This window comes from Sphingopyxis yananensis (assembly GCF_020687785.1).
GTDB classification, from domain to species: Bacteria; Pseudomonadota; Alphaproteobacteria; order Sphingomonadales; family Sphingomonadaceae; genus Sphingopyxis; species Sphingopyxis yananensis.
This window is the reverse complement of sequence record NZ_JAJEWI010000012.1, coordinates 1-25,583: the sequence shown is the minus strand read 5'-3', so window position 1 is coordinate 25,583 and position 25,583 is coordinate 1. Positions and strand designations below refer to the sequence as shown.

The following is a 25,583-nucleotide window of genomic DNA, read 5'->3' as shown; positions in this document are numbered from 1 at the left end:
TATCCGATCAGGCGGTCGTGTTGGCAGATGCGGCGGCCGCCGTCATTTTGAAAATACCCTGTGCGTTGCCCGTGTCGAAGCTCAGGTCGATGCCGCTGCCATCGGGCAGGGGGTCTCGTTCGATAAATTCAAAGAAAGAACCGGGCACGATGCGGCGGATGATTTGGCCATGGCTGGTAAAGTCGCGTTCGACCTTATCCGCCAAAAAGGCGGTTTGGCGCACGCGGCCAGAGCGGGATATTTCCACGGCTTTCTTGACCGCGCGCCCAGCATCGCGCTGCACCGCGACCACGGCGTCGATATTGCCGACGCGGTCGGTGGCATGGTTAAAGGCATTTCCTTCGGTGGAAATCCACGCCATCTCGGCGGATTCCGCCAGCAAAATTTCATAATCGTCCAAGGCTGGAACCGCGTGGCGGCGGCTGAAACAACGGACCAATGGTCCCAGCAACTCGGCCGCTTGTGGCACGGGCAATTTGTGGCTGTCCGTCAAGATTTGCAGCGCAGACAGGCTGTCGGCGTCCAGCGGGTCGGTCGAACTGGCGGTGACGCGCGCGGCCGCCTGTACGAAGGCGGCGGAAAAGCGATCAACATGCAATTCGCTGACAAAAAATTGCGGGATGTCGGCGGGAAAATCCTGATGGCGATAGCTGCGCCCCGTCATGCGCAGTCGGTCCAATGGATAGAGTTCCGCCATGTCATAACCCAAGGGCCGCAAAATGCGGGTGATCGCTTCTTCACCGGCAGGCAAGCTACCCATATCCGCCATATCAATGGTGCGCAGCGCGCCATGATCAAAACGCAATTGACCGCCTGATTGCAATAAATCGTCAAAATAGGCGCGGCTGGCGGCGGAGCGGTTCAGCAAATCATGCAGCAGCAGCAGGTTGAGCGCCTGTGCGATGACGGCACGGCTGGCTGTTGCATCGGCCTCACCGCGCAGAACGGCGGGAATGTCGACGCTGGACAACAATATATTCGCATCATCCACCGACACATGGCGGCGCAAGAGTTGAAAAAGGCTGGTCATGTCGGCGTTCATGGATCGACTCGCTTGGTTGATGGCGAAAGAATGTCGACGACATTATCCGTTCTGGTATCAACAGGCCAATCGGCATATTGCACTGAGTTCATTCTTTTTTGGAATATATACTATGTCGCGTGTCATCCCATCGCTGAACGGACTGCTTGCCTTTGAGGCCACCGCCCGTTTGGGCAGCGTGACCCGCGCTGCCAAAGAATTATACCTGACGCAAAGCGCGGTCAGCCGCCATATTGCGATGCTGGAACAAAGATTGGGTGTTGCGCTGTTCCTGCGCCAATCCCAGCGTTTGGCCCTCAGCGAGGCAGGGGCCGCTTATTTGCCCGAAGTGCGGCACAGTTTGCAGGCGCTGCAAACAGCGACGACCTCATTGATCACCAGCCGTGGCCGGTCCGGCACCCTGAGCGTAGCGACGCTGCCGACCTTTGGCGCGCATTGGTTGGTGCCGCGCTTGCACAGATTTCGCGCGCAATTTCCGCGTATTTCCATTCAATTGGTGGAACGGCCCGAACCTTTTGATTTTGCATTTGATCGGGTGGATTGCGCCATTCATTTTGGCCAGCCCAATTGGCCGGGGGCACAGGCGCATTTTCTGTTCAGCGAGGCTTTGGTGGCGGTGGCCGCGCCGGACATGGCGGCGCGAATATCGGCACAGGCAGATCTCTTTCCAGCGTTGCAGCAAGAAAATGTGATCCAAGTTCGCGCACGGCCCTTTGCATGGCGGGATTGGGCGCGTTTTTGGGGGGAGGCGGATTTGGCGCTGAACCCCCAAATCACCGTCGACACCTTTGCGATGGCACTGGCCGCGGCGCGCGCCAATTTGGGGGTGGCCGTAATGCCGTCTTTCTTGGTTGGCGCGGATTTGCAGGGCGGAACGCTGCGCCCCATCATGGACCCCGCCGTTCCCAGCGACGCCAGCTATTATTTCATGGAACCGGACGGTGGCCGCACCCCCTATGCGGTTCAGGTTTTCGCCCAGTGGATGCAGGCCGAGGCAGGGGCTGGGTAAGTGGATATTCGCGTGTGCGAGTTTTGCGATGATGCGTAAAACGCATCATCGCTAGCTATTTTGGTGACACAGGGGCGTTTACCAGCCTGTTTTGCGGTCTGGTGCAGCCAATTCCACCTCCGTCGGCCAATGGCCTTGTGGATTTTCGGCCAATATTTCCTGAAAAATTTGCTGGGCTTTTCGTTCATTCCCATCAAAGCGATATTCCATCGCGATAGCAAATTTGATCGTACTGTCTTTGGTGGACGCCAAGGCTTCCGGTTTGATCTTCTTTTGCATCACCTTGACCGCGTCATAATATATATCATTTTCGATCAGATTGAGCCCGTCCGGCACCGCCGCAATTAGGGCGCGCGCTTCGTCATGCCGACCCATTTTTCGCAAGGCAAGATAAGACCAATAGGCGGTGGGCACGTGCATATCATCGCGCGCAAATGGGAAGGACAGATCAAGGGCGGTCGCCATGCCCAAGATCAGCGTGAGATAGTCGCCGGTCGCAAAGCTGGTTTGGGCATGATAATAAACAATATTCCCACGATAGGTGCTGATCGTCAGATGCAATTTATTGGGCAGCCCGTCGATTTCAAAAATATCGGGGCTGTCCCCCATCAATCGCAATGCGGTTTCATAATCGGCCAATGCGGCTTCAAACTGCCGCGCACGCGTTAAGTCCCGCGCCCGGAAGCGGTATAGCTTGTAGCTGTCCGGAAATTTGGCCAGTCCGGCATTGAAAGCCTCGACAGCCTCGCACACGCGGCCTGCGTAATCGAGGTGCCGACCCAGCCATATATAATGATCCTCGCGATCTGGTGCGATGGCTAGGGCCGAACGAGCGATGGCGATATTTTCGTCCAAGCGTTTTTGGGTTGCCGCGGGATAGGTGGGAATGGCCAATTTGCTGCCATTCAATGCCATATCGCATTGGCCGGTGACGGTGCTGGGTGCTGATTGGGCCGCTGCGGGGGTGGCTAGTGCTAAGCAGGCCGCCGTCCATAGAAGCGCAGAAGAGACAAGATTATGGGTCATCCGATCACCTCTTGATAAATGCGGCGCACATTGGTGCCCATAATCTTTTCGGCGGTGCCCGCCGGATAACCGCGTTTGCGCAGGCCATCCCACAAAATTTCCATCCGGTGGGGACCGTTTAGTTCATTGATAAATAAGGGCCATTCAGATTCGTTGAAATTGCTGCCTTCTTCGGCTTTCAACTCGGCAATATAGGCTTCATCCATCTCAACCACACGGTGGTCGCGGTCGCTGCCAATGCCGACATGGTCGCTGCCGCAAATATTGACGGCGTGGTCAATGTGCCGGAAATAATCTTCCAGTGCACCATCCCGCAGTTGAGTCAGAAAGGGACGGATTTGGCATATCCCCACCACACCGCCGCGCTGGGCCAATAGGCGAAGATTTTCGTCGCTGGTGTTGCGCGTGTTCGTATGAACGCTGCTCAGGGCGGTATGGGAAATGATCACGGGCTTGGCGGAATGCCGAATGGCTTCGCCCATGGTTTGCATGTTGACGTGCGACAGGTCCAACAACATTCCGCACTGGTTCATACGATCAATCAGATCGCGGCCAAATAAGGTCAGGCCATTGGCCCCCAATTCTTTGCAGCCGGACCCCGCCCAGTTTTGATCATTATAAGTGAGCTGTGCGGACCGGACACCCAATTGGTAAAATTTATCAACATTGTTCAGGTCGCGGCCAAATTGGGTGCTGTTCTGGAACAGATAGAAAACGGCAATTTGACCATTGCGGCGGGCGATGTCGATATGATCGGTCTTGGTGGCTTTTACCAGCAATTGGGGATGCGCCGCGATAAATGCGTCATGTTCGCGCACCGCTTTTAAGGCTTCGACAAATGCCTCTCCCTCATAGCTTTTGGGATCGCACAGGGTGACGGTGATGGCGTCGATGCCGCTTTGTTGCATCCGGCGGATGAGTGCCGGTTCATAATTGGTGCGCAGTTCGCCCATGGCATCAAAGGCGAGGGGGCGTTGCGGCGTCCGCGCTTGGCTGGCCCCCGACAGAAACGCCCCAGCGGTCATCGCAGAAAAGGCTGCGCTAGTAAAAATGAAGTCACGCCTTTGCATGGAAACATCCCCTTTTTCCTATTGGAAAAATATTAGCGTTTCCGAAATCTATTGCAAGAAATTTAGCTTGGATCGGGGCCTATTTTCTAGCCGGTGTTCACCCACAGAACGACCGCATCTTCTTCGCTTGTGGTGTAACAGGCATGTTGCATATTGCTGTCGATATAAATGCTGTCGCCCGCGCCCAAATAGGCTGGTTCATAATGTTCCGTATGAAAGCATATTTCACCGGATAGAACGTGGACAAATTCTTCACCGCTATGTTTGGACCAAATGTTAAAATCATCCAAACTGCGTGCTTTGATGGTGGTGACAAAAGGCAGAATTTTTTTATTTTTAATTTCTGATGCTACCAAGCGATGGGCATAGACGGGGGTTTCCATGGGACGGCCCTGTCCGGCCAGCGTCACACTGCGGCGGCCATTGGCATGGGTTTCCGCATCTACTGAAAAAAGATCAGTGATATCAATATCAAAGCCCGACGCCAATTTTTGTACAACGTCAAACGTTGGTGACATTTGATCATTTTCGATCTTGGACAAAGTGGATGCCGCAAGGCCGGTGCTACGGCCTGCATCCTCTAGGGTCATGCCACGGTCGCGGCGCAATTCTCTTAATCTTTTGCCCAGATGGAATGGGCCTGACTTCGCGCGCCGCGTGGGGCGCGATATGGCCTGAAAGGAGGTATCTATTCCCTCGGTGGGCGACATAAACAGATGATTCCTGCTGGTTACGATATTCTGTTAATAAATAAGAGAAGCCATAGGCCCCTATGATAGAAAGGGCCGATGAGCATACATCGGCCCTTTCTATAATCCACAAACTTCCGATAGGCTATGCCATGAAAGCTATTTGCCTATCGGAAGGCACGGGGGGTGCATCAAAAGCGGACTTTGGCATTGGCGTAGTAAAAACCGCCGGCAATACCGAAGACGCTATGATTGTCGTACAGCATGCCCGTACGTTCCAGTGCGGGGCCGCGACCGGGAGGGAAGATGTTGAACAAGTTTCGCGCGCCGAAGCTCAGGTCAACATTCTCGATACCGGAATAGCTAATTTCGGCGTCAAACAGCGTCACGGCCTTGCGCGGCAAGATCGTACCTTGGCTGTTCCGCAGCCATTTTCCATAATGGATGGCACGGGCCATAAAGCCGAAATCACCCACTTTGGTGGTGGCGCTGAAATTGCCGCGCCAACGCGGTGTTCCGCGTTCAAATTCGGTCACAATGACAGGGTTAAAGCCCGGAGGCGGCGCGCCGCGCAGCTTTTGTTCATTATAGTTTACAGCAAGGCTGAAGTCCGTTGACACTTCATCGGCCCATGCATGACGATAGGTGCTGACCAAATCGAAGCCGCGAACGCGGGTGTCCATTTCATTTTGGAAATATCGAACCTGCTGAACCGAACCACCGTTGGGGAAGCCAATGGCGGCCAAGGCGTCTTTTTGTTCTTGTGTCGTGTTTGTCGACGGGGTCAGCAACAAACGATCATCCACTTTGATCTGGTAGAAATCCAGTGTCGTGGTGAAGTTAGAGGCTGGGGTCAAGACAATGCCTGCCGACATATTTTGCGACGTTTCGGGTTTCAAAGCCTTGGAGCCGAAAATCTGAGCCGCTGGCGATCCAGGCACCAAAACGGCGTCCAGAACAAAGCCGCCTTGGCCATCAAGCTGGGACGTCAGGCTGGTACCAAAGACCTGTCCTGCCGCGGGAGCGCGAAAGCCGGTGCTGAAGGAACCGCGCAGGGCGACGGCATCATTCAGTTCAAAACGGGTTGCGAATTTATAGCTGAAATTGTCGCCGAATTGCTTGTAATCTTCGTAACGACCGGCAGCCGAGAAATTCCACCATGACGTGATGTCAGCGTCAATTTCTGCGAACACCGCATAGCTGGATGAATCAAAGGATCCGGCGATGTCTGGCGAGAAGCCTTGGAAGCCGTTGGAACCCACCGGCAAATCACGCAGCGGACCTTGAATATAGCTGGCTTCGTCGCCTTGGCCAATCACATAGGTTTCTTTGCGATAGCTGGCACCGGCGAAGGCCAGAATATTATCGGTGAGTTCGTAGGAAATTTCACCGTCAAATTGCAATTCGCGCTGGGTGAGCGAACCGGGCTTGAACGCCGAAGGTGACGCATTGCCCATCGATGCGTTAATCGTATCGGTGATTTTATAGTCGACCGTATTTTCGCCATAACGGGCGGAAATGTCCCAATTGAGGCGTCCAACCTGATCGCGCAACCCCAGCAAGGCGCTGAAATCTTCTAGATTACCCGCAAATTCTGGAGCGAAGCCGCCGGGATAGCGGGCTGCGAGGTCAAATGTTCCCGGATGCTCAGGGCTATTGTCATAGGCTGAGGGCGCATAAGTGGCATGTTGACCAAGGCCGCCTGCCGCAAAGGGCATACGCATGCCAAAGGTGACCGAGCTTTCACCGGTCATATAGTTACCAAAGCTATAGGCTTCCAGTTCGTCACCCACTTCGACGCCAGCGTTCCACACGGCTTTGAAGGCGCGATAAAAGGGGTCTAGATTGCCGCCTGGGTTCTTGGGAACGCCTTCGACGCCTTGCGCATTTAGGGCTGCTGCGCCGACGTGCGGTGACTTTTTGATCAGCGCTTTGGCCTGATCGGTAAATTGGGCGGCGATGTTGAAATAGGCACGATCACCAACCGGCACGGCGACATGGCCCTGAATGTCGTAGGTGCGCCCACCGGTTTTATAATATTCACCCACTTGTGCGATCAATGACCCGCCAGACTTGTCTTTTTTCAAGTCCATGTTGATCACGCCGGCGATGGCATCGGAGCCATATTGTGCCGATGCACCGTCACGCAGCACCTCGACATTGGCCAAAGCAATGGTTGGAATGACGTTAAAGTCTTGGCCCTGCGAACCAGATGTTGAGGCGTGACCTGTGCCAATCTGTACGATCGACGCACGGTGACGGCGTTTGCCGTTCATCAGCAACAACACATGGTCTGCCGGTGATCCGCGCAGGGTCACTGGGCGCACGAAAGAGGAGCCATCATTGCCTTGCAGGCGCTGGGCATTGAACGCGGGGACCAAGGTCCGCAGGGCGTCGTTCATGTCCGAATAGCCCGTAGCGGTGATGCTCTCTGGCGAGATTACGTCGATAGCGACGGCGCTATCGGTTACGGTGCGATCTTTACGGCGTGAACCGATCACCACAATGTCGTTGCGGCTGTTATCTTCGGAATAGCCGCTGACTTCTTCGGCCAAAGCCGCAGGTGTTGCCGCGACCGTTAGAACCGATGTCAGCAGCAGGCGGGATATAAGTTTCGACAATTTGCCCTCCACTCTCGTCTTAATTTGTAATGGCTCCTTAACATTCATCGCAATAAATTTCCTATCATAAAATTTATTGCCGATTATTGATTATGTTTATAGACAGCATGGGTGGTGGCACGGCAAGGCTGCCATTGAGCCGTGATGGCATATACGTTGAAAATAATCATGAAATTGGCAATTTTCAACATGAGAGATGAGAGAGCGGACAGGCATGAAGGGGATGGAATTGACGAGATTGCGCCGCATAGCCAATTTTCCGATACGTAAAATTCTGGCTGATCGTGATATTTGTGCAACAGCATCCCTTGGGCTTTTGGCGGCAACGGCCCTTTGCTCTTTGGCGATGATGCCGTCTGCTTGGGCCCATAGCTTTACGGACGCTGGAGCGCAGAATATGGAGAATTCAGCCCAGCAAGCCCGCCCCTATGACATGCTCATTCATGCGGGGCAGATGATTGGTATCGCTGGCCAAGCTTTGCGCGGGCCATCAACAATTGCGATTCAAGATGGGCGCATATCGGACGTTTACGATGGATATGTCACGCGGCCTGCCGTCCGCATATTGGATTTGAAAACACAAACAGTGTTGCCGGGGCTGATCGATAGCCATGTGCATTTCAGCTTTGACCCATCGACGCAGGTGTGGTCGGCGGCCATTGATCGTCCCGAGGATGTGGCCTTTTTCGCTTATGCCAATGCCAAAAAAACATTGGATGCCGGATTTACCACGGTCCGCGAAGTTGGGTCGGATGGCGAGTCCATCCACGCGCTGCGCGATGCGATCAACAAAGGAAAGGTTATTGGTCCTCGTATTTTCCTGTCAGGTACATCTTTATCGATCATCGGTGGCCATGGGGACATGTCGGGACTGAACCGCAAAGCGACCGAGGCCCTTTATCCTTATGATTATACGGGCGCTTGTACCGGACCAGTGGAATGTACGATGCGGGTTCGCGAAGCCGCGAAATATGGTGCGGATCTGATTAAAATTACGGCGACGGGCGGCATTATGTCCCAGCAAGCCCGTGGTTTGGGTCAGCATCTGAACGACGAAGAATTACAGGCGATCGTCAAGGCGGCGCATGATTTGGGGCTGAAAGTAGCGTCCCACGCCCATGGGTTGGCGGGTGTAGCAGCTTCGGTGCGCGCTGGCGTCGATAGTATCGAGCATGGCACCTATTTGGATGTGGATACCGCCAAGGCGATGGCCCAGCGCGGAACCTATTTGGTGCCGACATTGGGGTTGGTAAATCCCCAAGATAGTGCAGCGAAAAATCTAAGCCCCGCCGTCTTGGCCAAAATGGCTGAAGCGCGCAAAGTATCGGGTCAAAATATCCGGCTCGCGAAAAAATATGGCGTGAAGATCGCCTTTGGGACCGATGCTGGCGTATCGCAACATGGTCTTAATGCGCGGCAATTTTCCTTGATGGTCGAGCAAGGCCCGATGACCGGTATGGAGGCCCTGCGGGCCGCGACGGTAACAGCGGCGGAATTACTAGATCAATCGTCGAACATTGGCTCCATAGAGCGTGGCAAATATGCCGATATTATCGCAGTAGCTGGCAATCCTTATGACGATGTGTCGCATTTGGAACGCGTGACCACCGTCATTAAAAACGGGGAAATCGTCCGGTCGGCGGCGCTGATCCGCAATTAACGAAGAATAAAATTAAGATGGCAAATAAAATGGAAAATCATGTGACGAACTGCGACCTAAGCGTAACCGCTAGCTTTGAAAAACTGGGCCTGAATCTGAACGGCTATTTGGGTGATGGTCTGGCTGTTCACTCCCCGATCGACGGCGCGCCTTTGGCGGTGCTGAACAGTCATGTCGCCAGCGATATTGACGAAATGGTAAATCGCGCAAAGCTTGCTTTTGATCAATGGAAATTGGTGCCGGGTCCCGTGCGCGGGGAATTGATCCGCCGTTTTGGGGATGTGGTGCGGACCCACAAAGAAGATTTGTCGATATTGCTATCGATGGAAAATGGCAAAATCCTGACCGAAGCGCGCGGCGAAATTCAGGAAGTTATTGATATTTGCGACTATGCAGTGGGTCTGTCGCGCCAATTATTTGGCCTGACCATTGCAACCGAACGCCCAGAACATCGCTTGACCGAATATTGGCATCCGATGGGGGTTTTGGGCCTGATTTCTGCGTTTAACTTTCCGGCTGCCGTTTGGGCGTGGGGAACGACGGTGGCCTTGGTGTGCGGCGATACGGCCATTTGGAAACCATCGGAAAAGACCCCGCTGATTGCCTTGGCGATGGCGGGCTTGCTGGCCAAGGTTGCCGATGAATTTGAACCCGCCCCCAATCATTTGATTCAAACCATCGTTGGCGGCGCGGATTGCGGCAAGGCCTTGGCGGATCACACCGGTGTTGCCATGGTCAGCGCCACGGGCAGTGTTGCGATGGGACGCGATGTGAATTTGCGGGTGGCTGCGCGTTTTGGTCGCCCGATTTTGGAACTGGGCGGCAATAATGCCACCATTATTGCGCCATCGGCCGATCTGGATTTGGCCCTGCGTGGGGCCGTGTTTGCCGCCACCGGTACGGCTGGCCAGCGTTGCACCACATTGCGCCGTTTGATTGTTCATGAAAGCGTAAAGCAGGCCTTTATGCCGCGCTTGAGGGCGGCCTATGCGACGCTGAAGATCGGCAACCCGCTGACAGACGGCGTGTTGGTCGGTCCATTGATCGACGAACGGGCTTATGACGCCATGCAGCGTGCCTTGGAAACGGCCAAAGCACAGGGCGGCACGGTCTATGGCGGCGAACGGGTCATGGTCGATGGTCTGGATGGTGGCTATTATGTGCGCCCAGCCATTGTGGAAATGCCCGCGCAAACAGATATTGTGTGCGAAGAAACCTTTGCCCCCATCTTATATGTGATGACCTATGGCGCGTTTGACGAAGCCATCATGTTGCAAAATGGGGTCAGCCAAGGCCTGTCGAGCAGCATTTTCACCAATGACATGCGCGAGGCAGAGCGTTTCCAATCCGCCAATGGCAGTGATTGCGGCATCGCCAATATCAACATCGGCACCAGCGGCGCAGAAATTGGCGGGGCCTTTGGCGGTGAAAAGGTCACGGGTGGTGGCCGCGTTTCGGGCAGCGATAGCTGGAAAAATTACATGCGCCGCATGACCACAACCGTCAATTATTCCAGTTCTTTGCCGCTGGCACAGGGCGTGGAATTTGACATTGACGCCTAAAATCAAAAGATAGCAGGAGGAAATAAGGGATGCTGAACGGCAAAATGAAATATTGGATGGGCGCTGCTCTGTTGCTGTGCGCGGCCCCCGCCGCAGCGCAGGGCAGCCTGCAAGGCACATCCTTGTTAGGCAAGCCCATGATCACCGAACCCGCCCGTAATGTGGGTGTGGCTTCGGTGGCGTTGTTGGAACGGGCAGCGGCCGACGCCAAGGCCGATTTCGACCGCAATATGACGGTCGATACCGCAACATGGTATGGCCGCATTCTTTTCTATCAAGGCTATAGCAAGGAAAGCGCCGCCGTTTATACCAAGGCCTTGGCGAAATTCCCCAATTCGCCAAAATTGCTGCGGCATTTGGCGCACCGTCAATTTTCGCTGCGGCAATTTGACCAATCCATTGAAACCGGCCTGAAAGCAGCGCGCCTCTATGAAGGCAAGCCGTTGGAACGGGAGAAGCCGGGTCCGGATTATTTCCGCGGCGATCCGGATGTCGTGCAATATTATCTCTATTATCATTTGGGCGCGGCTTATTTTGCCAAGCATGATTTTGATAATGCGGCAAAATGGTTCGGCAAATCGGCTGAAGCAGCAATGTTCACCAAGGATTTGGATGCCCGCACCGCCAACACCTATTGGGAATATTTGTCCTTGGCACGCGGCGGTCAGATGCGCGAAGCACAAGCCTTGCTCGACAGCTATGACCTGACATTGTTCGACGTTCATCCGGCGGGCGGGTCGGATACCTATTTTGATGGTATCCAATTGTTCAAAGGACACCGCGACCCCGCTAGCTTCTTTAGCGATAAGGACGGCGGCCGCGCCTTTGCAACGGCGGACGGTGTGGCGGCGTCATCGGCCTATAGCCTCGCCAACTATTATATTTTGCGCGGTGAATGGGAAAAGGCCAAGCCTTGGCTCGCCCGTTCCATTGCGGTGGAAAGCTGGGGCTTTTTTGCGCGCATCCAAGCGGAGGCTGATTGGGTAAAGCTGTTCCCAGGAGAGCAGCCATAATTCAGATCTAGCCATGATATCGCTGGAAAGGGGGATATCATGGCTCGGTTCATGCCATGCTTGCGGGCGGGCTTTTGCTTTTCGGCCTGATCCCATGGTAGCCGAGCTTTGCGCGCAGTTGCGCACTGGGGTGTAAAATAAAAATGACCCGCGCGTGCCATGGCGAAGGGCCAAGGTCACGCGCGGGTCAGTGTTGGAAATGAAGCAAAGCCTATGCCCATATCTCTATGGGCGTGGCTCCCCCAATAGCTTCATTTCGGTAAGTTGTGATGGCGATGCCCTATCGCATCTGCCGCTGTCACATCTGGGTGTAGCGGGCGCGATAGGTTGCAAAGGCTTCCTTGATCCAATCGGCATCCAAGCCAAAACGCTCCAAGCTATAGTCATGGGCTGGGCGTTGTTCGCGTTTGTTACCCGCCATAAATTCGCTGAGGGCTGCGTCCACTTCCGGTCCATCCGCGATGCCGATAGCCGCCAAAACGCGGCGGGCTTCCTCCATCGGTTGGCGGGTGACGGCGCGATAATCGATGTCGATGAAGCGGTCGGCACCGATGCGGTCCCGCGCCTCTTCAAAGCGGTTCATCCAATCCGCCAAGCGGCGCGACCAAAATTGGCCAACGTCCGCGTCGCTAATGTCCGACACCAAACTGTATAGTGATGCTTCCATGCTGACATAGGACGGCACAATTTCCAGCGGGTCGCGGTGGGTCATGATTAGTTGGGCATCTGGAAATGCGTTGGCCGCCACCTCGGCATAGGGCAGATTGGAGGGGCTTTTCAAAATCCATTTTTTGCCGCGACGGCTGGGGTTTTGCCATTGCAGATATTGCAAGATGGTCTTGAGGTCTTCGTGCCCGCGCGATTGGTCATAATCGTTCAACCATGCCGCAAAGCTGGGCGCAAAGGTCATGGCTTCGACCATGGTGCTGACGAACAATTGCCCAAGGATCAGAATTTCTTCGTCCGGTGCATCGGGGTCCAGCGGGTGGATGGATGCCAATTCGGGCGCGGCGTTCAGCCAGCCATCGATCATCGCTTGTGCATAGGCACGGCGGTCGGGGGAGGTCACGGGGTCTTCACCGGGGAAAGGCGCATAATTTTGCGCTTCATACCAACGAATAGCCGTCATCCCTGGGGCCGAGGCCAGCAGGCGATGGAAAATAGTGCTACCCGTGCGGGGCAAGCCCAAGATGATGCCCGCAACCTCGATTTTCTCGTCCAAAATTTCGGGGTGGCGCTTGATATCATCGACCATGCGCAAACGGCTCACCAACCCTTTGACGATGGTTTCAATTTGTCCGCCTAGCCCCATTTCCGTCAGATTGGCTTCGCGATTGCTGGCGCTGATGAATTGGTCCATCGGTTCAAAAAACCATGTGTCCCCAAAATCATCCAAGCCCGCCCGTTCGCGGGCCAATGCCAAAAGCTGTTCCCGATCAAAATAAGGGGAGCGAGCCATGGCCATTGTTGCAGCGGCTGTGTCGGACATATGAAACCTTCCCCAAATGATTACGCACAGGATGCGTCATATCAGCAATAAAATTTAATTTGCGTTATTGGGGATCGTATATTCTTCGCATTGATGCTTTATGCAAGGATAATTTAGCGATTTCAGACCGGTTTTTGAAATATTTATACGATGATAGCGATGGACCCTCGAGAGGCGCATGTGCGCCTAACCGCTAGGCAAGGCGCGCCGCGAGATGGATTTTGAGATAGTCGATCAACATCAGCAGCGACGGGCTGGGGGGAAAGGTGGCCCGCCGAATCAGCCAAAGGGGGAAGGAAAAACGGGAGTCTGGCTCCGTTAGCTGGTCCAATTGGTCCTGATCTTGGACGGCAAATGTCCATAGGCTGGCGGTTCCGATACCCGCGATGACGGCTTGTTTCATCTCGTTCCAATTGTTGAAACACGGCAGGCCTGCTGCCTCGGCGCGGGGGCCGGACGGGTTGCTGCCGGTCCATTGGGCGGGAATGGCCACGTCCATTTCATGGCCCCAGCCAAGGGCCCGATCGGTGGCGCGGTTTTTGGCCCCATAGACGGCTTGATGCGCCGTCGCAATTTCAATGCCATCCAGCTGCTTTGGCGGCAGGCGCAGCAGAGCCAGCCCCAAATCTGCACGGCGATGGGTGACGGAATCGACGGGATCGAGTTCGGACAATATTTCAATGGGAATATTGGGGTTTCTGCGTTGAAAATCCGCCAATTCTGGCATGAATTCCGATGCCATCCCTGCGCTGGCGGATATTCGTAATGTGGGAAAAGCTTGGCTTTGGTCCGCCAATTTTCGGTCCAATTCCAAAACGGCGTCTTCCATACGCGTGGCGGTTTGCATCAAGGCCATGCCGGCATCGGTGGGATAGGGGCTGGCGGTGCGGTAATGAAACAGCTCCACCCCCAATTGTTTTTCCAGATAATCAATGCGGCGTCCAACCGTTGTGCGGTTAATGCCCAAGTGCCGTGCAGCGGCGGTATATGACCCCGCCCGCACGGCCGCGAGAAAGATTTTCATGTCGTCCCATTGCATGCGTGCATTTTTGCACAAGATGTGTGCAGCGTAAATAACTTCGCATTTTTATTCCCATGGGGTATTCGATTTCACAAATGCGCGGGAATCTTGGCGCGATACGATGAGGATAGACGAGATGGCTACATCAGCTGACTATGGCCTAGGCGAATTTGAATTCGCCCGTGGCTGGTTCATGATTGGACCTGCGACCGACGCAACCCGCACGCCCAGTGCAATTCGTTATTTTGGTAGGGACTTGGTCCTGTATCGCGGCGAATCGGGTACGCCCTATGTCGTTGATGCTTATTGCCCGCATATGGGCGCGCATCTGGCGAAAAATAGCACGTCCTATATCGTTTTGGATGGTGAACAGGTCGAAGGCGAATCCATTCGCTGCCCCTTCCATGGCTGGCGCTTTGGCACTGATGGCAAGTGCAACCATGTTCCTTATTCGGACTTTGTTCCCAAGGCGGCGACGCTGCGCACCTATCCGGTGATCGAACGTGCGGGCATTTTGTGGATGTGGCATTGCCCCGAAGGCTTGGAACCGGACGTGGAATTGGCCGATTTCGGCGGCCATTATGGCGAACCGGGCTGGGTCGAATGGAAAATCGACTATATGGGCGATTTGAACGTTCATGGCATCGAAATCGTCGACAATATGGCCGACTATGCGCACTTCGTGCCGATCCATGGTGCCAAGGATTTCCAATATTTCGCCAATGAATTCATCGGCCACAAGGTCCACCAATATTATAGCGCTGGCCACCGCACTTTGACGGCAGAAGCCGATGACCAATTGGTCTTGGACACATGGTATGAAGGCCCCGGTTTCCTGCAATCGGAAATGGCTGGCGCGTTTGACAGCTTTATCATGATTGCCAACACCCCCATCGAAAATGGCGTGACCCGTTCATGGCATGCGTTGATGGTGAAGGTGCATGACGGTTCGCGCGAAATCACCGACCAAGATCGTGAAATCGCCTTTGCTTATCAAGAAGGCAGCCGTCTGGCCTTTGCGCAGGACGTTGAAATTTGGGGCAATAAGCGCGCCTGCATCAACCCGATGGCTATCCCTGCGGATGGTCCATATGGCAAGGTACGCAGCTGGTATAAGCAATTTTATAACCCCCGCGACAAGGCCGAAGCCTTGCAGGCCCGCGTCAATGGCTTGGTTGTCACCTATGACACCCGCCCTAATAAAACAGCGGCTTAAAATATTGCTCCGCGCCCCATGTCACCGGTGGTGATGTGGGGCACCGGCCAGAAAGATAGGGGGTGCAGCTGGTTCTGCACCCCCTATATTTTGTGCTAAGCGCCAGTAAAGCTGACAACAACCCGCTTGGCTGCGCCTTCTTCCATGATCTGAAAGCCCGTGTTAACTTGCTCGATCGGCAAATGATGCGATACCAATTCGTCCAGTTTCAACCGGCCATCGACATAATGGTCAAGCAGCATGGGCAGATCGCTGCGTCCACGCATATTTCCCATGAAGCTGCCTTTTACCGTGCGGCCCAATTGTAGGTCAAACGGGGTGATCTGGATTTGCTGACCATCGGCGGGAACGCCCAAAACGGTGCAACAACCCCAGCCAATGCGGGTGGCATCCAGTGCTTGTTTCATCAAGGCGGGGTGGCCCACACATTCAAAGCTGTGATCGACGCCGCCCGCCGTCAAGCTGCGTACCGCATCGACGGCGTCGCCATCGGCAGGGTTGATAAAATCTGTCATGCCGAAAATTTTGCCTTCTTCGGCGCGGGCTGGGTTCAGGTCGATACCAATGATACGGCTGGCCCCCGCCAATTGTGCGCCTTGCAAGACATTCAGGCCGATGCCGCCCAAGCCAAAAACGGCCACGCTATCTCCCTTGGCAACCTGGGCGGTTTTGGTGGCCGCGCCGACACCGGTCGCCACCGCGCAGCCGACCAAGCAGGCCAGATCAAAGGGCACATCCTTGCGAATGACGGCCGCATTATGCTGTTTGATCACAATGAATTGGGCAAAGGAACCAACGCCGCCATAGGCCGACACCGGCACGCCGTTCAGGGAAAAACGATGCTGAGACGAGCCGAGTTCCGCTAAAAAGGCCATGCAAAGATTGGTTTTACCCGACAAGCAGTTTTCACATTCGCCGCATTCCCCAATTGACAAGGGCACGACATGGTCGCCGACCTTGATGTCGGTAACGGCGGGGCCGACTTCCCGCACAATACCGGCCCCTTCATGCCCTGCCACCACCGGAAAGGGGAAGGGGGCGGACGCGCCGCTGATTTGGCTGGCGTCTGTATGGCACAAACCGCTGGCCATGATTTCGACCAAAATTTCGTCGTCAACCGGCGCAGCGAGGTCGAGTGTTTCCAGCACCAGCGGTTCGCCAGCCGCGTGGCAAACCATGGCTTGAACCTTGAGGGTGCGGCTGTGTTCGGCGTTATTCGACATTATGCCTGACCTTTTAGGGGGCCGAGATTTTCGGCGGGCAAAGCAGGGCGGCCCATGATCATATCGGCGGCTTTTTCCGCGATCATGGCCACCGGCATGGCGGTATTGCCGCCCGGAATGGACGGCATGATGGACGCGTCAACAACGCGCAGGCCCTGTACCGCATGAACCTGAAGCTGGGCATTGACGACGGCCCCTGCATCATCGCCCATGCGGGCTGTGCCGACGCTGTGATAATCCGCTTCGGCGGTGGTGCGGATATAGCGGTCAATATCTTCGTCGCTTTGCACATCGGGGCCGGGGGCCAGTTCGGGGCCACGGCATATGTCAAAGGCGGCTTGCGCGAAAATGGTGCGGGCAATTTTGACACCAGCGCGCATCACGTCGCGATCACTTTGTGTGCCATTGTAATTTTGGTCAATAATCGGCGGAGCCATGGGGTCGGCGCTGGCCAAAGTCACACTGCCCCGTGCTTCGGGACGGGCCACGTTGATATGGGCGTAAAAACCATGCTGCGGCACCATCGTCCGGCCATTATTGGCCATCAGGGCGCTCACAAGCAGCATTTTTATATCGGCCTCGGGCAAATTGGGGTCGGATTTCACAAAGGCCGCCACCGACATGCCAGGGTCGGCCAAAGGTCCGGTGCGGCTGATCAGATATTGCCCCATCGCCATAGCGCCGCGCCATGGGCTAAGGTAACGCAGCATCGACCATGGCTTGGTGCTGCGCATTTTGACATGCGCGGCCAAATGATCTTGCAGATTTTGCCCGACGCCAGACAGATCGGCGACAACCTTTATGCCATGGTCCGCCAGATGGGCGGCAGGCCCAATGCCCGATAGCATCAGCAATTGCGGCGAGTTGATCGCGCCAGCCGTTAACAATATTTCCCGTGCCGCATGGGCTGTATGAACGGCGCCGCGATGCTGATATTCGACCCCGCTCGCCCGCGTGCCATCCCACAAAATCCGGTTGCTATGAGCCTTGGTCAGGACGGTTAAATTGGGACGTGATAGGATGGGATGAAGATAGGCGCGGCTGGCGCTGGATCGTTTGCCCTTGCCGATATTCAGGTCAACCGGTCCAAAGCCTTCGCGATGTTCGCCGTTAAAATCGGGGCAAAACGCATAGCCCGCTTGCTGGCCAGCGGCGACAAAGGCTTGGGAAAAGGGGTGGTCTTGCGACGCGCGGCTGATTTGGATCGGTCCATCCTGACCGTGCCACGCGCTGGGAAAGGGACCAAAGCTTTCTAGCTTTTTGAAATAGGGCAGGACCTCGGCAAAGGACCAACCATCATTACCAGCCTGTGCCCAGCGGTCATAATCGCTGTGCATGCCGCGATCATAAACCATGCCGTTGATGGACGACCCGCCGCCCAGAACCTTGCCGCGCGGGACATAGAGGTTGCGGCCATCCAAATGTTGCTGCGGCGCGGACAAATAGGGCCAAGCATGGCGGCCTGACATCATGATACCCAACAATCCGCCGGGCGCAGAGATTAGCGCGCTGCGGTCATGGCCGCCGGCTTCCAGCAACAGCACGCGGTGGGCGGGGTTTTCCGACAGGCGATTGGCCAAAATACAGCCAGCAACACCCGCGCCGACGATGATATAATCATAGGGGCTATCGATATTCATAATGTCCCTCAAACGGGTGGTCTGGGCGCTGTGGGCAAGCGCCGCACAAGAAGAAAAGCGCAAGAGAAACAGGAGACGGGGGACGCGCAAAATTGCGGTACCATGGTGCCCTTCCCCTGAAACTCATGCTCTATGGCGACGCTTTGCAGCGTCAGTCCGCGCGGACCTTGACCTTGGGTGCGGCTTGACCGCGCCGCATATGGTTTAAAAATTGCTCCAAGGGCGCGGCTTCGGGAACGGGGCCACCATGGTCGCCATCGCGGCTCCAAAATTCTTCGTAGCTGGGGAATAATTTGTGGAAATTGCCATCGACGGGGTCGCTGTCGGGCCAGCGCATTTTCTGGTCGCCCACAGGCGGTTTGTTCAAATCGGTGGCATACCAATAAAGCGGCAGGCGGCGGGCGAAAAACCATTGGCCGTCGCGGCGGATATATTCGTCGGAATACATCATTTGCATGATCACCCACTCGTCACCGGTTTCATGCTCATTCTTGGAATAGACAATGCCATGGGCGTGGTCGGCATCGTCAAATTCAATAATATGGCCACCAATATGGTGGGATGTGCCGGTGAAGGGGCTGCGCAACGTGCGGTCCATATAGGCGCGCAAAGCCTGACGACCGCTGGAATCCTTGCCCACGCGAACATCGTCGGGGAACAGCGTCACCATCATATCCATATCCCGCATGTCGAGACAAAGGGCGTATTTCGCAGGAAGTTGGCGAATTTGATCCAGCGATTCCAGACGGTCCAGACGGGCTTCAATCGATAATGATGACATTGCCAAATCCTAAATTTGCGTAAATTTGATATCTTTAATTGACGAATTAAACAATTAAACTACCATGGATGTCAATGAATCATAAGCCTTTCGATAAAACGGAAGCGCAAATTAAATTTTGGGAGGCAAGGGTAATATGTTGAGATTGGCTGCAGCGGCGCTGCTGACCCCTATTTTCATGATGATTGGCGCACCGACGGCGCCCGTGAAAATGGCGACAACAACATATAGCGACAGCCAGAATCAGGCCGCGCACTTACGGATTCAAGAACGGCAAACTGGTGAATTTTCTGTCGGAACAGCGGCTTATGCGGCGCAATATCCGATGGTATCGCCCCAGACGATGGCGCTGATTACCTCGCATTAAGGCAGGCGATAGGGCTTTGATCCTTGGCCTCTGTCCCCGAGATTCGGCCCCAAATATTGGGTTTTCGGCGTCACACGCCGCCAGTTTGCCACGATAATGATTTACAACCTTGCGCCCACGCAGGCTTGCCCAGTGGGTGCTGACGAAAGATATCAGCATGACGACATTGGGTGATTTTGCCGGCAAGAATATTTTGGTGACAGGCGCGGCGTCCGGCATTGGCCGTGCGACGGCTTTGCGTTTTGCGGCCGAAGGCGCGAATCTGACCATTGCCGATCGCAATGTCGCTGGCCTTGAAGAAACCGCTGCCATGATGGCGCGTCAGCCCGTGATTCAGCCCTATGACGCGATGGATATTGATAGCTGCCGCCGCTTGGTGGACGTTGCCGCCGTCAATGGTCTGGACGTTTTGTGCAATATTTCCGGTGTTTTGATGTGGGGTCCGTCGGAAGAATTCTCGATCGATGATTTTGAAAAAGTCATGCGCATCAACACCACCAGCGTTTTCGCGCTGTGTCAGGCGGCCTTGCCCCATTTGGTCAAATCGGGCGGCAATATTGTGAATACCGCGTCGGCGGCGGCGCTTCAGGGTATTGCTTACACCATCGCTTATTCGGCATCAAAACATGCTGTCGCGGCGATCACCAAAGGCTTGGCGATTGAATTTGGCGCCAAGGGCGTGCGTGTAAACGCCATTTGCCCAGGACAAGTGAACACCCCAATGACCGAATTAACCGCGCCGCCCGAAGGCGATGTGAATTGGGACTTGGTGATGCGCAATGCCCCCAAGCTGAAGGACGGAAGCTGCGACCCTGACGATATCGCCAATATGTTCCTGTTCTTGGCGGGCGAACGGGCGCGCAAGGTGACAGGGTCGCTGATGGTTGTCGATGGTGGTCAGCTCGCCGGATAAGGATGCAGCAGCGCCCGTGCCGCCTCGTCGCCGTTCAACAAGGCATTGGTCCGATGGCTGACCAACCAGCCATTTGGGCCGCGCGTGAATTGCCAATGATTGGCGGACACGCGATAGACGATAAAGCCGGTGTCGCTGCGACGAAAAACGATGCTGTGGCCCGTCGCGACGGCGCTATCCCCCGTGATGGTCAGCGCGGCGGGGCCCAGCAGATGAGCACAGCCATCGCGCATCAAGGATTGATGTTCATCCGATTCAATCAATCCGGCAATGGCTTGTTGGCCGGTCGCTTTGGCAAATCCCAGCACTTCATAGCTGCCGGCGACATCCCACAATTGGCTCACGGCCTCGCTGTCTCCGCTGTCGGCCAAGGGGCCATAATGGGCGATCAGGTTTCGCAGAGCTTCGCGATCTTCAAGCAATTGCACGCGCGCGACGAGGCTCTCCAACATATTTGACACGATATTTTCCTATGGGTGAAAAGGATTGAACATGGCGAACAACAATGGCCTCAAACCATCTCCGGCGCTGGACCATATATGGCGCGAGTTTTGCGCGCAATTGGCAGAAGCGGGGGAAGTTCTTGCTCGTCCCTCATCGCCGCTGAATGATATCGATCAGGCAGAAGGTCTGCGCTATCTCAGCCGTTTGGCGCGTACGTCGCTGAATATGATGGTGGACAGCGCGGACCCAGATTTTCCACGCTTGTTTTTGCTGTGCGATGACAAGCTGAAAATTGGGGCGGACAATCCTGACAATCTGTATCAGCAATGTGTGGTGAACCCCAGCCGCACCTATCGTATTACCGGCAAGCGCAACAGCGTTCCTTATTTCAGCATCGGCAGCAAAGCGAACCGCTACGCGATTGACGGCACCATGGCGTCGACGGGCGAGCTGGAATTTGACGATATGGAATTTGGTCCAGACGGCAGTTTCGAAATTATCGCCAGCTGCACCCCGCAGCCTGGCAATTGGTTGCCCATGGCCGATGACAGCAGCCTGTTGATCGTCCGCCAAACCTTTAACGACAAAAACACCGAAGTCGCCGCTGATGTGAAGGTGGAGCGGATCGGTGATGGTCCAGCCGTGCCAGATATTTTAACGGCAGAGAAAATTCGTCAACAATTGCAGGCATCCGCCGCATGGGTTCGTGGGACCGCCAATACATTTGCTGATTGGTCGGAGATGTTCCAACAAACCCCGAACCAAATTCATGAAAAGGAACAAGCTTTTTTCCAAACCGCAGGCGGTGATCCCAATATTTGGTATGGCCATTTATATTTTGATTTGGCGGCGGACGAAGCGTTGGAATTGCGTTTTACCCCGCCACCCTGCCGCATGTGGAATTTCCAGATCGACAATTGGTGGATGGAGTCGCTGGACCATGTTCATCAAAAAGTGTGGGTGAACAATACACAGGTTCAATATGAAGCGGACGGCAGTGTTGTTTTGGTCTGTGCCGAACAAGATAAAGGCTATGGCAACTGGATTGACTTGGCTGGTCACCGTCAAGGGACAGGTTTATTGCGCTGGATTGGTGCGCAGCAATATCCCGTACCGGAATGCCGCGTTGTGAAGGTTAAATAACCAATATTGATTCGTATTCTATCAAACAAAACGGCCCGTTATGTTGCACTGCAACATAACGGGCCGTTTTGTTTTTGATATCTTATTGTTGCAAATTTATCACCATAATTACAGATATTTACACTTTGTTGATGAAAGTCATGCCGTCTCATGTTCAAATCTTTTGACAAATGCCAAAAAAATGCCATCTGGCAGATGATAGATAACGCAAACATTCTTTTATAATCGGGAGACGATTTGATATGCGTAGAAATAATATAAATGCTCCACGCGTTAATCGCTCGCTTTTGCTGCCGGTTTTTGCGGCCCTGATTTTGCAGTCAGGCATGGCCCATGCCAACGAAAGCAGCGCTGATGACCAGCAGGCTAGCGAAGCCGAAAGCGGTGCTTATGTACCGGGCGAAATCATCGTGACGGCTCAGCGTCGTTCGGAAAGCCTGCAAAAAGTTCCGGTCGCCATGACCGCATTGACCAGCGAAACATTGGTGAACCAAGGAGTCACCAATTTGAACAGCTTGGCCGCTGCTGCGCCTAGCTTGAAGGTCACAGCCTATCCGAACGCGTCGGACACATTGACCCTAACCATGCGCGGCCAAGGCGCTGGTGACGTAGGCCAAATCACCCGCGACGGCGGTGTGGGTCTGTATATGGATGGTTTCTATATCGGTCGTCCGCAAGGCGCGCTGTTGGATTTGGGTGATCCAGAGCGTATCGAAGTTTTGCGCGGCCCACAGGGCACGCTCTATGGCCGCAACACCACGGGCGGCGCGGTGAATATCATTACCAAAAAGCCAAGCGGCGAATTGGGCGGCAATGTGACCTTGGCGACCGGCAGCCGCAATTTGGTGCGTGCGCTTGGTACCATTGATTTGCCAGAATTTGCCAATATCTCGGTCAAAGGCTCGCTGACCTATGTGGACAAGGATGGCTGGGTCAAGAATGGCGACTCGGACCGCAATTACAATGATTTCAACCAATTCGCTGGCCGTTTGGCCGTGAAATGGGCCCCAACCGATAATTTTACGGCCAACTATGGCTTCAACCTTGGCCGCGTTCGCACCACGCCAAACTATTATATCAATAATGATTTGGTGTTGGACGGCTATGTAGCCGACAAAGATCGGACTTATACTACGCTGGATCTGGATTATAGCGTTTCCAAATTCGTCGACCATCAGTTGACGTTGGAATGGGATATCAGCGACAAGTTCCAAATCCGCAGCCTGTCGGCCTATCGCGGTTTCCGCGCTACGCAAGATGTGAACTATGGCGCGGTTTATTCGACGGCAGGTTTGGTTCCAGCAGGTAATGAATTTAACCTAACGGTTGAACAGGATCATTATTATCGCACCAGCCAATATTCGCAGGAACTGCAATTGGTAGGTGACATTAATGATCGCCTGACCTTTACGGGCGGTTTATATTTCTATCGTGAAAAGGGCCGCCATAAAGCTGATAACCATAGTGTTTATCTCTATACAGATGCCCTCTCGGGTGGCTTTGATGCATATTCAGGCCGCGACGTGAACACGCTGTCCAAATCTTATGCCGCTTATGCTCAATCGACATGGACTCCAGGGGTGTTGGACGATCGATTGAAGCTGACGGTGGGTGCGCGTTACACCAAGGATAAGCGCAGTGCGGACCGTGTCACCTATGACGCGGATCCAGAGGTTCTGAACCCACGCGAATATAATAACCAAAGCTTTGATAATTTCAGCCCAATGGCCAATTTGGCTGTTGAGTGGACCAGCAATTTGATGACCTATGCGAAATATTCGCAATCCTATAAGGCTGGTGGTTCCGCAGAATCGACCCTGAATTTTGCCAACACCTTTGGCCCCGAAAAGGTCAAGGCATGGGAAGCCGGCTTTAAGTCGCAATTGTTCGACCGTCGTTTGACGCTGAACCTTGCTGCTTTCTATAATGACTTCAACGATCTGCAGGTCGATTATTTGGAAACCAATGATCAGACAATCATCGCGACCAGCAATGCGGGCCGTGCGTCGATCAAGGGTGTTGAACTGGATGCGACACTGCGCCTCAGCAATGACTTCTCTTTCTATGGTTCATTCAGCTATATGGACCAGAATGTGAAGCAAGTGGATGTGATCCCAGGCTCGGTCTTCGACCAAGTCTTGGATCAGGGCGATAATGCTGCACCTTATCTCTATTTGCCGTTTGTTCCCAAATATAGCTATAATTTTGGCGGTGATTGGACATTCTTGCGGACGGCTGATGATGCAGAATTCAGCCTGCATGCCAATTATGGCTATCAAGGTAAGGTATCGGGTTCGGTCGCCGCTGGACGCGCGGTTGTTGGTCGTGACTTTTATTTCAGCGACCCATCCAAGCTGTTGAATGCACGGATCAGCTTCAAGCGTCCGACCGCTTCGGGTGCAGAGTTTAAGCTGTCGGTCTTTGCAGACAATTTGCTGGACCATCGCGGCAGCACCTATTCGGCCGCAATCGGTGGAACCTTGGCGACTGGCTTCACGGGCGCAGCCAAGACCTATCAAGAGCCACGGACCATCGGCGTGGAAGCACGTTTGGGCTTCTAATTTCTTGAATTGATAAAAAGGCCCCGTGCGTTGGTTCGCACGGGGCCTTTTTTGTTGTTTTGCTTTTTGTGAACGCATGACCGCCGCGCGGCGGTGCTCAACGGCGATTACATGTGTTTCAAATGTTGGCTGACGTCCCCCACATGGTCGAATAGGCGATAATCGCGAAAGACAAAGCGCCATTCGCCGTCCACGCGCTGGAAGCGATCATGATATCGGCCCGCAGCGATGATTTGCAACGGCAGTTCGTCCGTCTGTTGCAAGACGGTGTAATAGGACCGACAGCTTGCCTTGGTCCCCGCGTCATCCACATCGATAATCGGGTTGGACACAATATGTTTGGTACGCGGGGTTCCGCAGGGGTGAATTTGGACAAAATTGTTCCAAATTTCCCTTAATTCCTGATGATTTATGGGTGCATCCTTGCCCAGAACCATGATATCCGCGTGACGGAATAATAGGGCTGCCCCGTCCAAATCTCCGCCATCCATTCGTTCGGCATATAGATAGAGTAGGTTCGCAATTTTGCTTTCGTGGCTCATCGTCTTTTGCTCGCTTTCACATGATAATTTGGGACTATGAATATGACAGGATTGGCATTGGATCATCTGACCGCGGTGGATGCGGGGCCTATGGAATTGGTCAGTGCTGCCGCCGAGGCTGGCTGTGATGCCATTTGCCTGTTCATGGAACCGATGGCGGTGTTGCCGCACATGCCTGCATTTGACCTGTATGGTGATGCCGCCCAGCGGCGGGCCTTGCGCTCGCATATGGCGGCGCTGAACATTGGGCTGGATTTGGCCTATCCCTTCACCTTGGCAGGCCGCACCCACGTTGCGGATTTGGAACCCGCCTTGGCCTGCGCAGCGGAATTGGGGGCGAAGCTGGTCAATGCTTTGGTCTATGATCGGGACAGCCAACGACGCTTGGACAATTTTGGTGCGTTCAGCGATTTGGCCGAAAAACATGGGCTGGGCGTTGCGCTGGAATTTTATCCGGTATCGCAAATCCCATCCCTTTCAGCGGCGCTGGCGTTGGTGCAGGCAGTCGGACGGCCCCAGCGTGTGGGCGTGAATGTGGACCTGTTGCATTT

The 25,583-nt window shown here is 54.5% G+C and carries 22 protein-coding genes; 10 read left to right on the top strand and 12 right to left on the bottom strand.

Going from position 1 to position 25,583, the window contains the following annotated elements; all coding sequences use genetic code 11:
• Nucleotides 1–7: 7 nt before the first annotated feature.
• Nucleotides 8–1,030: a 2-oxoadipate dioxygenase/decarboxylase family protein gene (locus LKO31_RS14530; RefSeq protein ID WP_227691295.1), complete on the bottom strand. Its 1,023-nt coding sequence runs from the start codon at nucleotides 1,028–1,030 to the stop codon at nucleotides 8–10.
• Between the two features lie 124 nt (nucleotides 1,031–1,154).
• On the opposite strand from LKO31_RS14530, the gene LKO31_RS14525 reads away from it, so the two are divergent.
• Nucleotides 1,155–2,051: a LysR substrate-binding domain-containing protein gene (locus LKO31_RS14525; protein WP_227691294.1), complete on the top strand. Its 897-nt coding sequence runs from the start codon at nucleotides 1,155–1,157 to the stop codon at nucleotides 2,049–2,051.
• Nucleotides 2,052–2,129: 78 nt separating this feature from the next.
• Here the strand turns inward: LKO31_RS14525 and LKO31_RS14520 are convergent, their stop codons facing one another.
• The 4 genes from LKO31_RS14520 to LKO31_RS14505 all read right to left on the bottom strand — a co-directional run bounded on the left by LKO31_RS14520 (nucleotide 2,130) and on the right by LKO31_RS14505 (nucleotide 7,457).
• Nucleotides 2,130–3,077, bottom strand: a complete 948-nt coding sequence (locus LKO31_RS14520; RefSeq protein WP_227691293.1) for a tetratricopeptide repeat protein — start codon at nucleotides 3,075–3,077, stop codon at nucleotides 2,130–2,132.
• Nucleotides 3,074–4,147: a dipeptidase gene (locus tag LKO31_RS14515; RefSeq protein WP_227691292.1), complete on the bottom strand. Its 1,074-nt coding sequence runs from the start codon at nucleotides 4,145–4,147 to the stop codon at nucleotides 3,074–3,076. The genes LKO31_RS14520 and LKO31_RS14515 overlap by 4 nt, the downstream gene beginning before the upstream one ends.
• A gap of 86 nt (nucleotides 4,148–4,233) precedes the next feature.
• Nucleotides 4,234–4,857, bottom strand: a complete 624-nt coding sequence (locus LKO31_RS14510; protein WP_227691291.1) for a helix-turn-helix domain-containing protein — start codon at nucleotides 4,855–4,857, stop codon at nucleotides 4,234–4,236.
• Between the two features lie 170 nt (nucleotides 4,858–5,027).
• Nucleotides 5,028–7,457 carry a TonB-dependent receptor plug domain-containing protein gene (locus LKO31_RS14505; RefSeq protein ID WP_227691290.1) on the bottom strand — a complete coding sequence of 810 codons (2,430 nt, stop codon included), beginning with the start codon at nucleotides 7,455–7,457 and terminating at the stop codon, nucleotides 5,028–5,030.
• 397 nt (nucleotides 7,458–7,854) lie between these two features.
• Between LKO31_RS14505 and LKO31_RS14500 the strand changes: the two genes are divergently transcribed.
• The 3 genes from LKO31_RS14500 to LKO31_RS14490 are packed head-to-tail and all read left to right on the top strand — an operon-like array spanning nucleotide 7,855 to nucleotide 11,692.
• Nucleotides 7,855–9,117 carry a metal-dependent hydrolase family protein gene (locus LKO31_RS14500; protein ID WP_227691289.1) on the top strand — a complete coding sequence of 421 codons (1,263 nt, stop codon included), beginning with the start codon at nucleotides 7,855–7,857 and terminating at the stop codon, nucleotides 9,115–9,117.
• Between the two features lie 17 nt (nucleotides 9,118–9,134).
• Complete coding sequence (gene amaB, locus LKO31_RS14495; RefSeq protein WP_227691288.1) at nucleotides 9,135–10,679, top strand: L-piperidine-6-carboxylate dehydrogenase; 1,545 nt, start codon at nucleotides 9,135–9,137, stop codon at nucleotides 10,677–10,679.
• 29 nt (nucleotides 10,680–10,708) lie between these two features.
• Nucleotides 10,709–11,692 carry a tetratricopeptide repeat protein gene (locus LKO31_RS14490; protein ID WP_227691287.1) on the top strand — a complete coding sequence of 328 codons (984 nt, stop codon included), beginning with the start codon at nucleotides 10,709–10,711 and terminating at the stop codon, nucleotides 11,690–11,692.
• Between the two features lie 298 nt (nucleotides 11,693–11,990).
• Here the strand turns inward: LKO31_RS14490 and LKO31_RS14485 are convergent, their stop codons facing one another.
• Nucleotides 11,991–13,181 (bottom strand): sulfotransferase family protein, encoded by a 1,191-nt coding sequence (locus LKO31_RS14485; protein ID WP_227691286.1) that lies wholly within the window; start codon nucleotides 13,179–13,181, stop codon nucleotides 11,991–11,993.
• 193 nt (nucleotides 13,182–13,374) lie between these two features.
• Nucleotides 13,375–14,205 (bottom strand): LysR family transcriptional regulator, encoded by an 831-nt coding sequence (locus LKO31_RS14480; RefSeq protein WP_227691285.1) that lies wholly within the window; start codon nucleotides 14,203–14,205, stop codon nucleotides 13,375–13,377.
• 133 nt (nucleotides 14,206–14,338) lie between these two features.
• On the opposite strand from LKO31_RS14480, the gene LKO31_RS14475 reads away from it, so the two are divergent.
• Complete coding sequence (locus LKO31_RS14475; RefSeq protein WP_227691284.1) at nucleotides 14,339–15,418, top strand: Rieske 2Fe-2S domain-containing protein; 1,080 nt, start codon at nucleotides 14,339–14,341, stop codon at nucleotides 15,416–15,418.
• A gap of 95 nt (nucleotides 15,419–15,513) precedes the next feature.
• Here the strand turns inward: LKO31_RS14475 and LKO31_RS14470 are convergent, their stop codons facing one another.
• The 3 genes from LKO31_RS14470 to LKO31_RS14460 form a co-directional block, all read right to left on the bottom strand.
• A complete protein-coding gene (locus tag LKO31_RS14470) occupies nucleotides 15,514–16,641 on the bottom strand; it encodes a zinc-binding dehydrogenase (RefSeq protein WP_227691283.1) in 1,128 nt (375 codons plus the stop codon).
• On the bottom strand, nucleotides 16,641–18,281 hold the full coding sequence (locus tag LKO31_RS14465) for a GMC family oxidoreductase (protein WP_227691282.1): 1,641 nt from the start codon (nucleotides 18,279–18,281) through the stop codon (nucleotides 16,641–16,643). The genes LKO31_RS14470 and LKO31_RS14465 overlap by 1 nt, the downstream gene beginning before the upstream one ends.
• 151 nt (nucleotides 18,282–18,432) lie before the next feature.
• Nucleotides 18,433–19,062, bottom strand: a complete 630-nt coding sequence (locus tag LKO31_RS14460) for a nuclear transport factor 2 family protein (protein ID WP_227691281.1) — start codon at nucleotides 19,060–19,062, stop codon at nucleotides 18,433–18,435.
• 136 nt (nucleotides 19,063–19,198) lie between these two features.
• On the opposite strand from LKO31_RS14460, the gene LKO31_RS14455 reads away from it, so the two are divergent.
• Together LKO31_RS14455 and LKO31_RS14450 are read left to right on the top strand one after the other, a co-directional pair.
• Nucleotides 19,199–19,429: a hypothetical protein gene (locus tag LKO31_RS14455; protein WP_227691280.1), complete on the top strand. Its 231-nt coding sequence runs from the start codon at nucleotides 19,199–19,201 to the stop codon at nucleotides 19,427–19,429.
• A 157-nt stretch (nucleotides 19,430–19,586) separates the two neighbouring features.
• Nucleotides 19,587–20,342 carry an SDR family NAD(P)-dependent oxidoreductase gene (locus tag LKO31_RS14450; protein ID WP_227691279.1) on the top strand — a complete coding sequence of 252 codons (756 nt, stop codon included), beginning with the start codon at nucleotides 19,587–19,589 and terminating at the stop codon, nucleotides 20,340–20,342.
• Here LKO31_RS14450 and LKO31_RS14445 read toward each other — a convergent pair.
• The gene (locus LKO31_RS14445) at nucleotides 20,327–20,794 is read right to left on the bottom strand and encodes a nuclear transport factor 2 family protein (protein WP_227691372.1); all 468 of its coding nucleotides are present in this window, start codon (nucleotides 20,792–20,794) and stop codon (nucleotides 20,327–20,329) included. The genes LKO31_RS14450 and LKO31_RS14445 overlap by 16 nt on opposite strands.
• A 40-nt stretch (nucleotides 20,795–20,834) precedes the next feature.
• Here LKO31_RS14445 and LKO31_RS14440 point away from each other — a divergent pair, with 40 nt between their 5' ends.
• Both LKO31_RS14440 and LKO31_RS14435 read left to right on the top strand, forming a co-directional pair.
• Nucleotides 20,835–21,929 carry a DUF1214 domain-containing protein gene (locus tag LKO31_RS14440; protein WP_227691278.1) on the top strand — a complete coding sequence of 365 codons (1,095 nt, stop codon included), beginning with the start codon at nucleotides 20,835–20,837 and terminating at the stop codon, nucleotides 21,927–21,929.
• 326 nt (nucleotides 21,930–22,255) lie between these two features.
• Nucleotides 22,256–24,490 (top strand): TonB-dependent receptor, encoded by a 2,235-nt coding sequence (locus LKO31_RS14435; protein ID WP_227691277.1) that lies wholly within the window; start codon nucleotides 22,256–22,258, stop codon nucleotides 24,488–24,490.
• Nucleotides 24,491–24,597: 107 nt separating this feature from the next.
• Here LKO31_RS14435 and LKO31_RS14430 read toward each other — a convergent pair whose 3' ends face one another.
• Entirely contained in the window at nucleotides 24,598–25,032 is a 435-nt protein-coding gene (locus tag LKO31_RS14430; RefSeq protein WP_227691276.1) for a nuclear transport factor 2 family protein, read from the bottom strand.
• A gap of 42 nt (nucleotides 25,033–25,074) precedes the next feature.
• On the opposite strand from LKO31_RS14430, the gene LKO31_RS14425 reads away from it, so the two are divergent.
• Nucleotides 25,075–25,583: sugar phosphate isomerase/epimerase family protein (locus LKO31_RS14425; RefSeq protein ID WP_227691275.1), on the top strand; the 509-nt coding region annotated here is incomplete at its 3' end.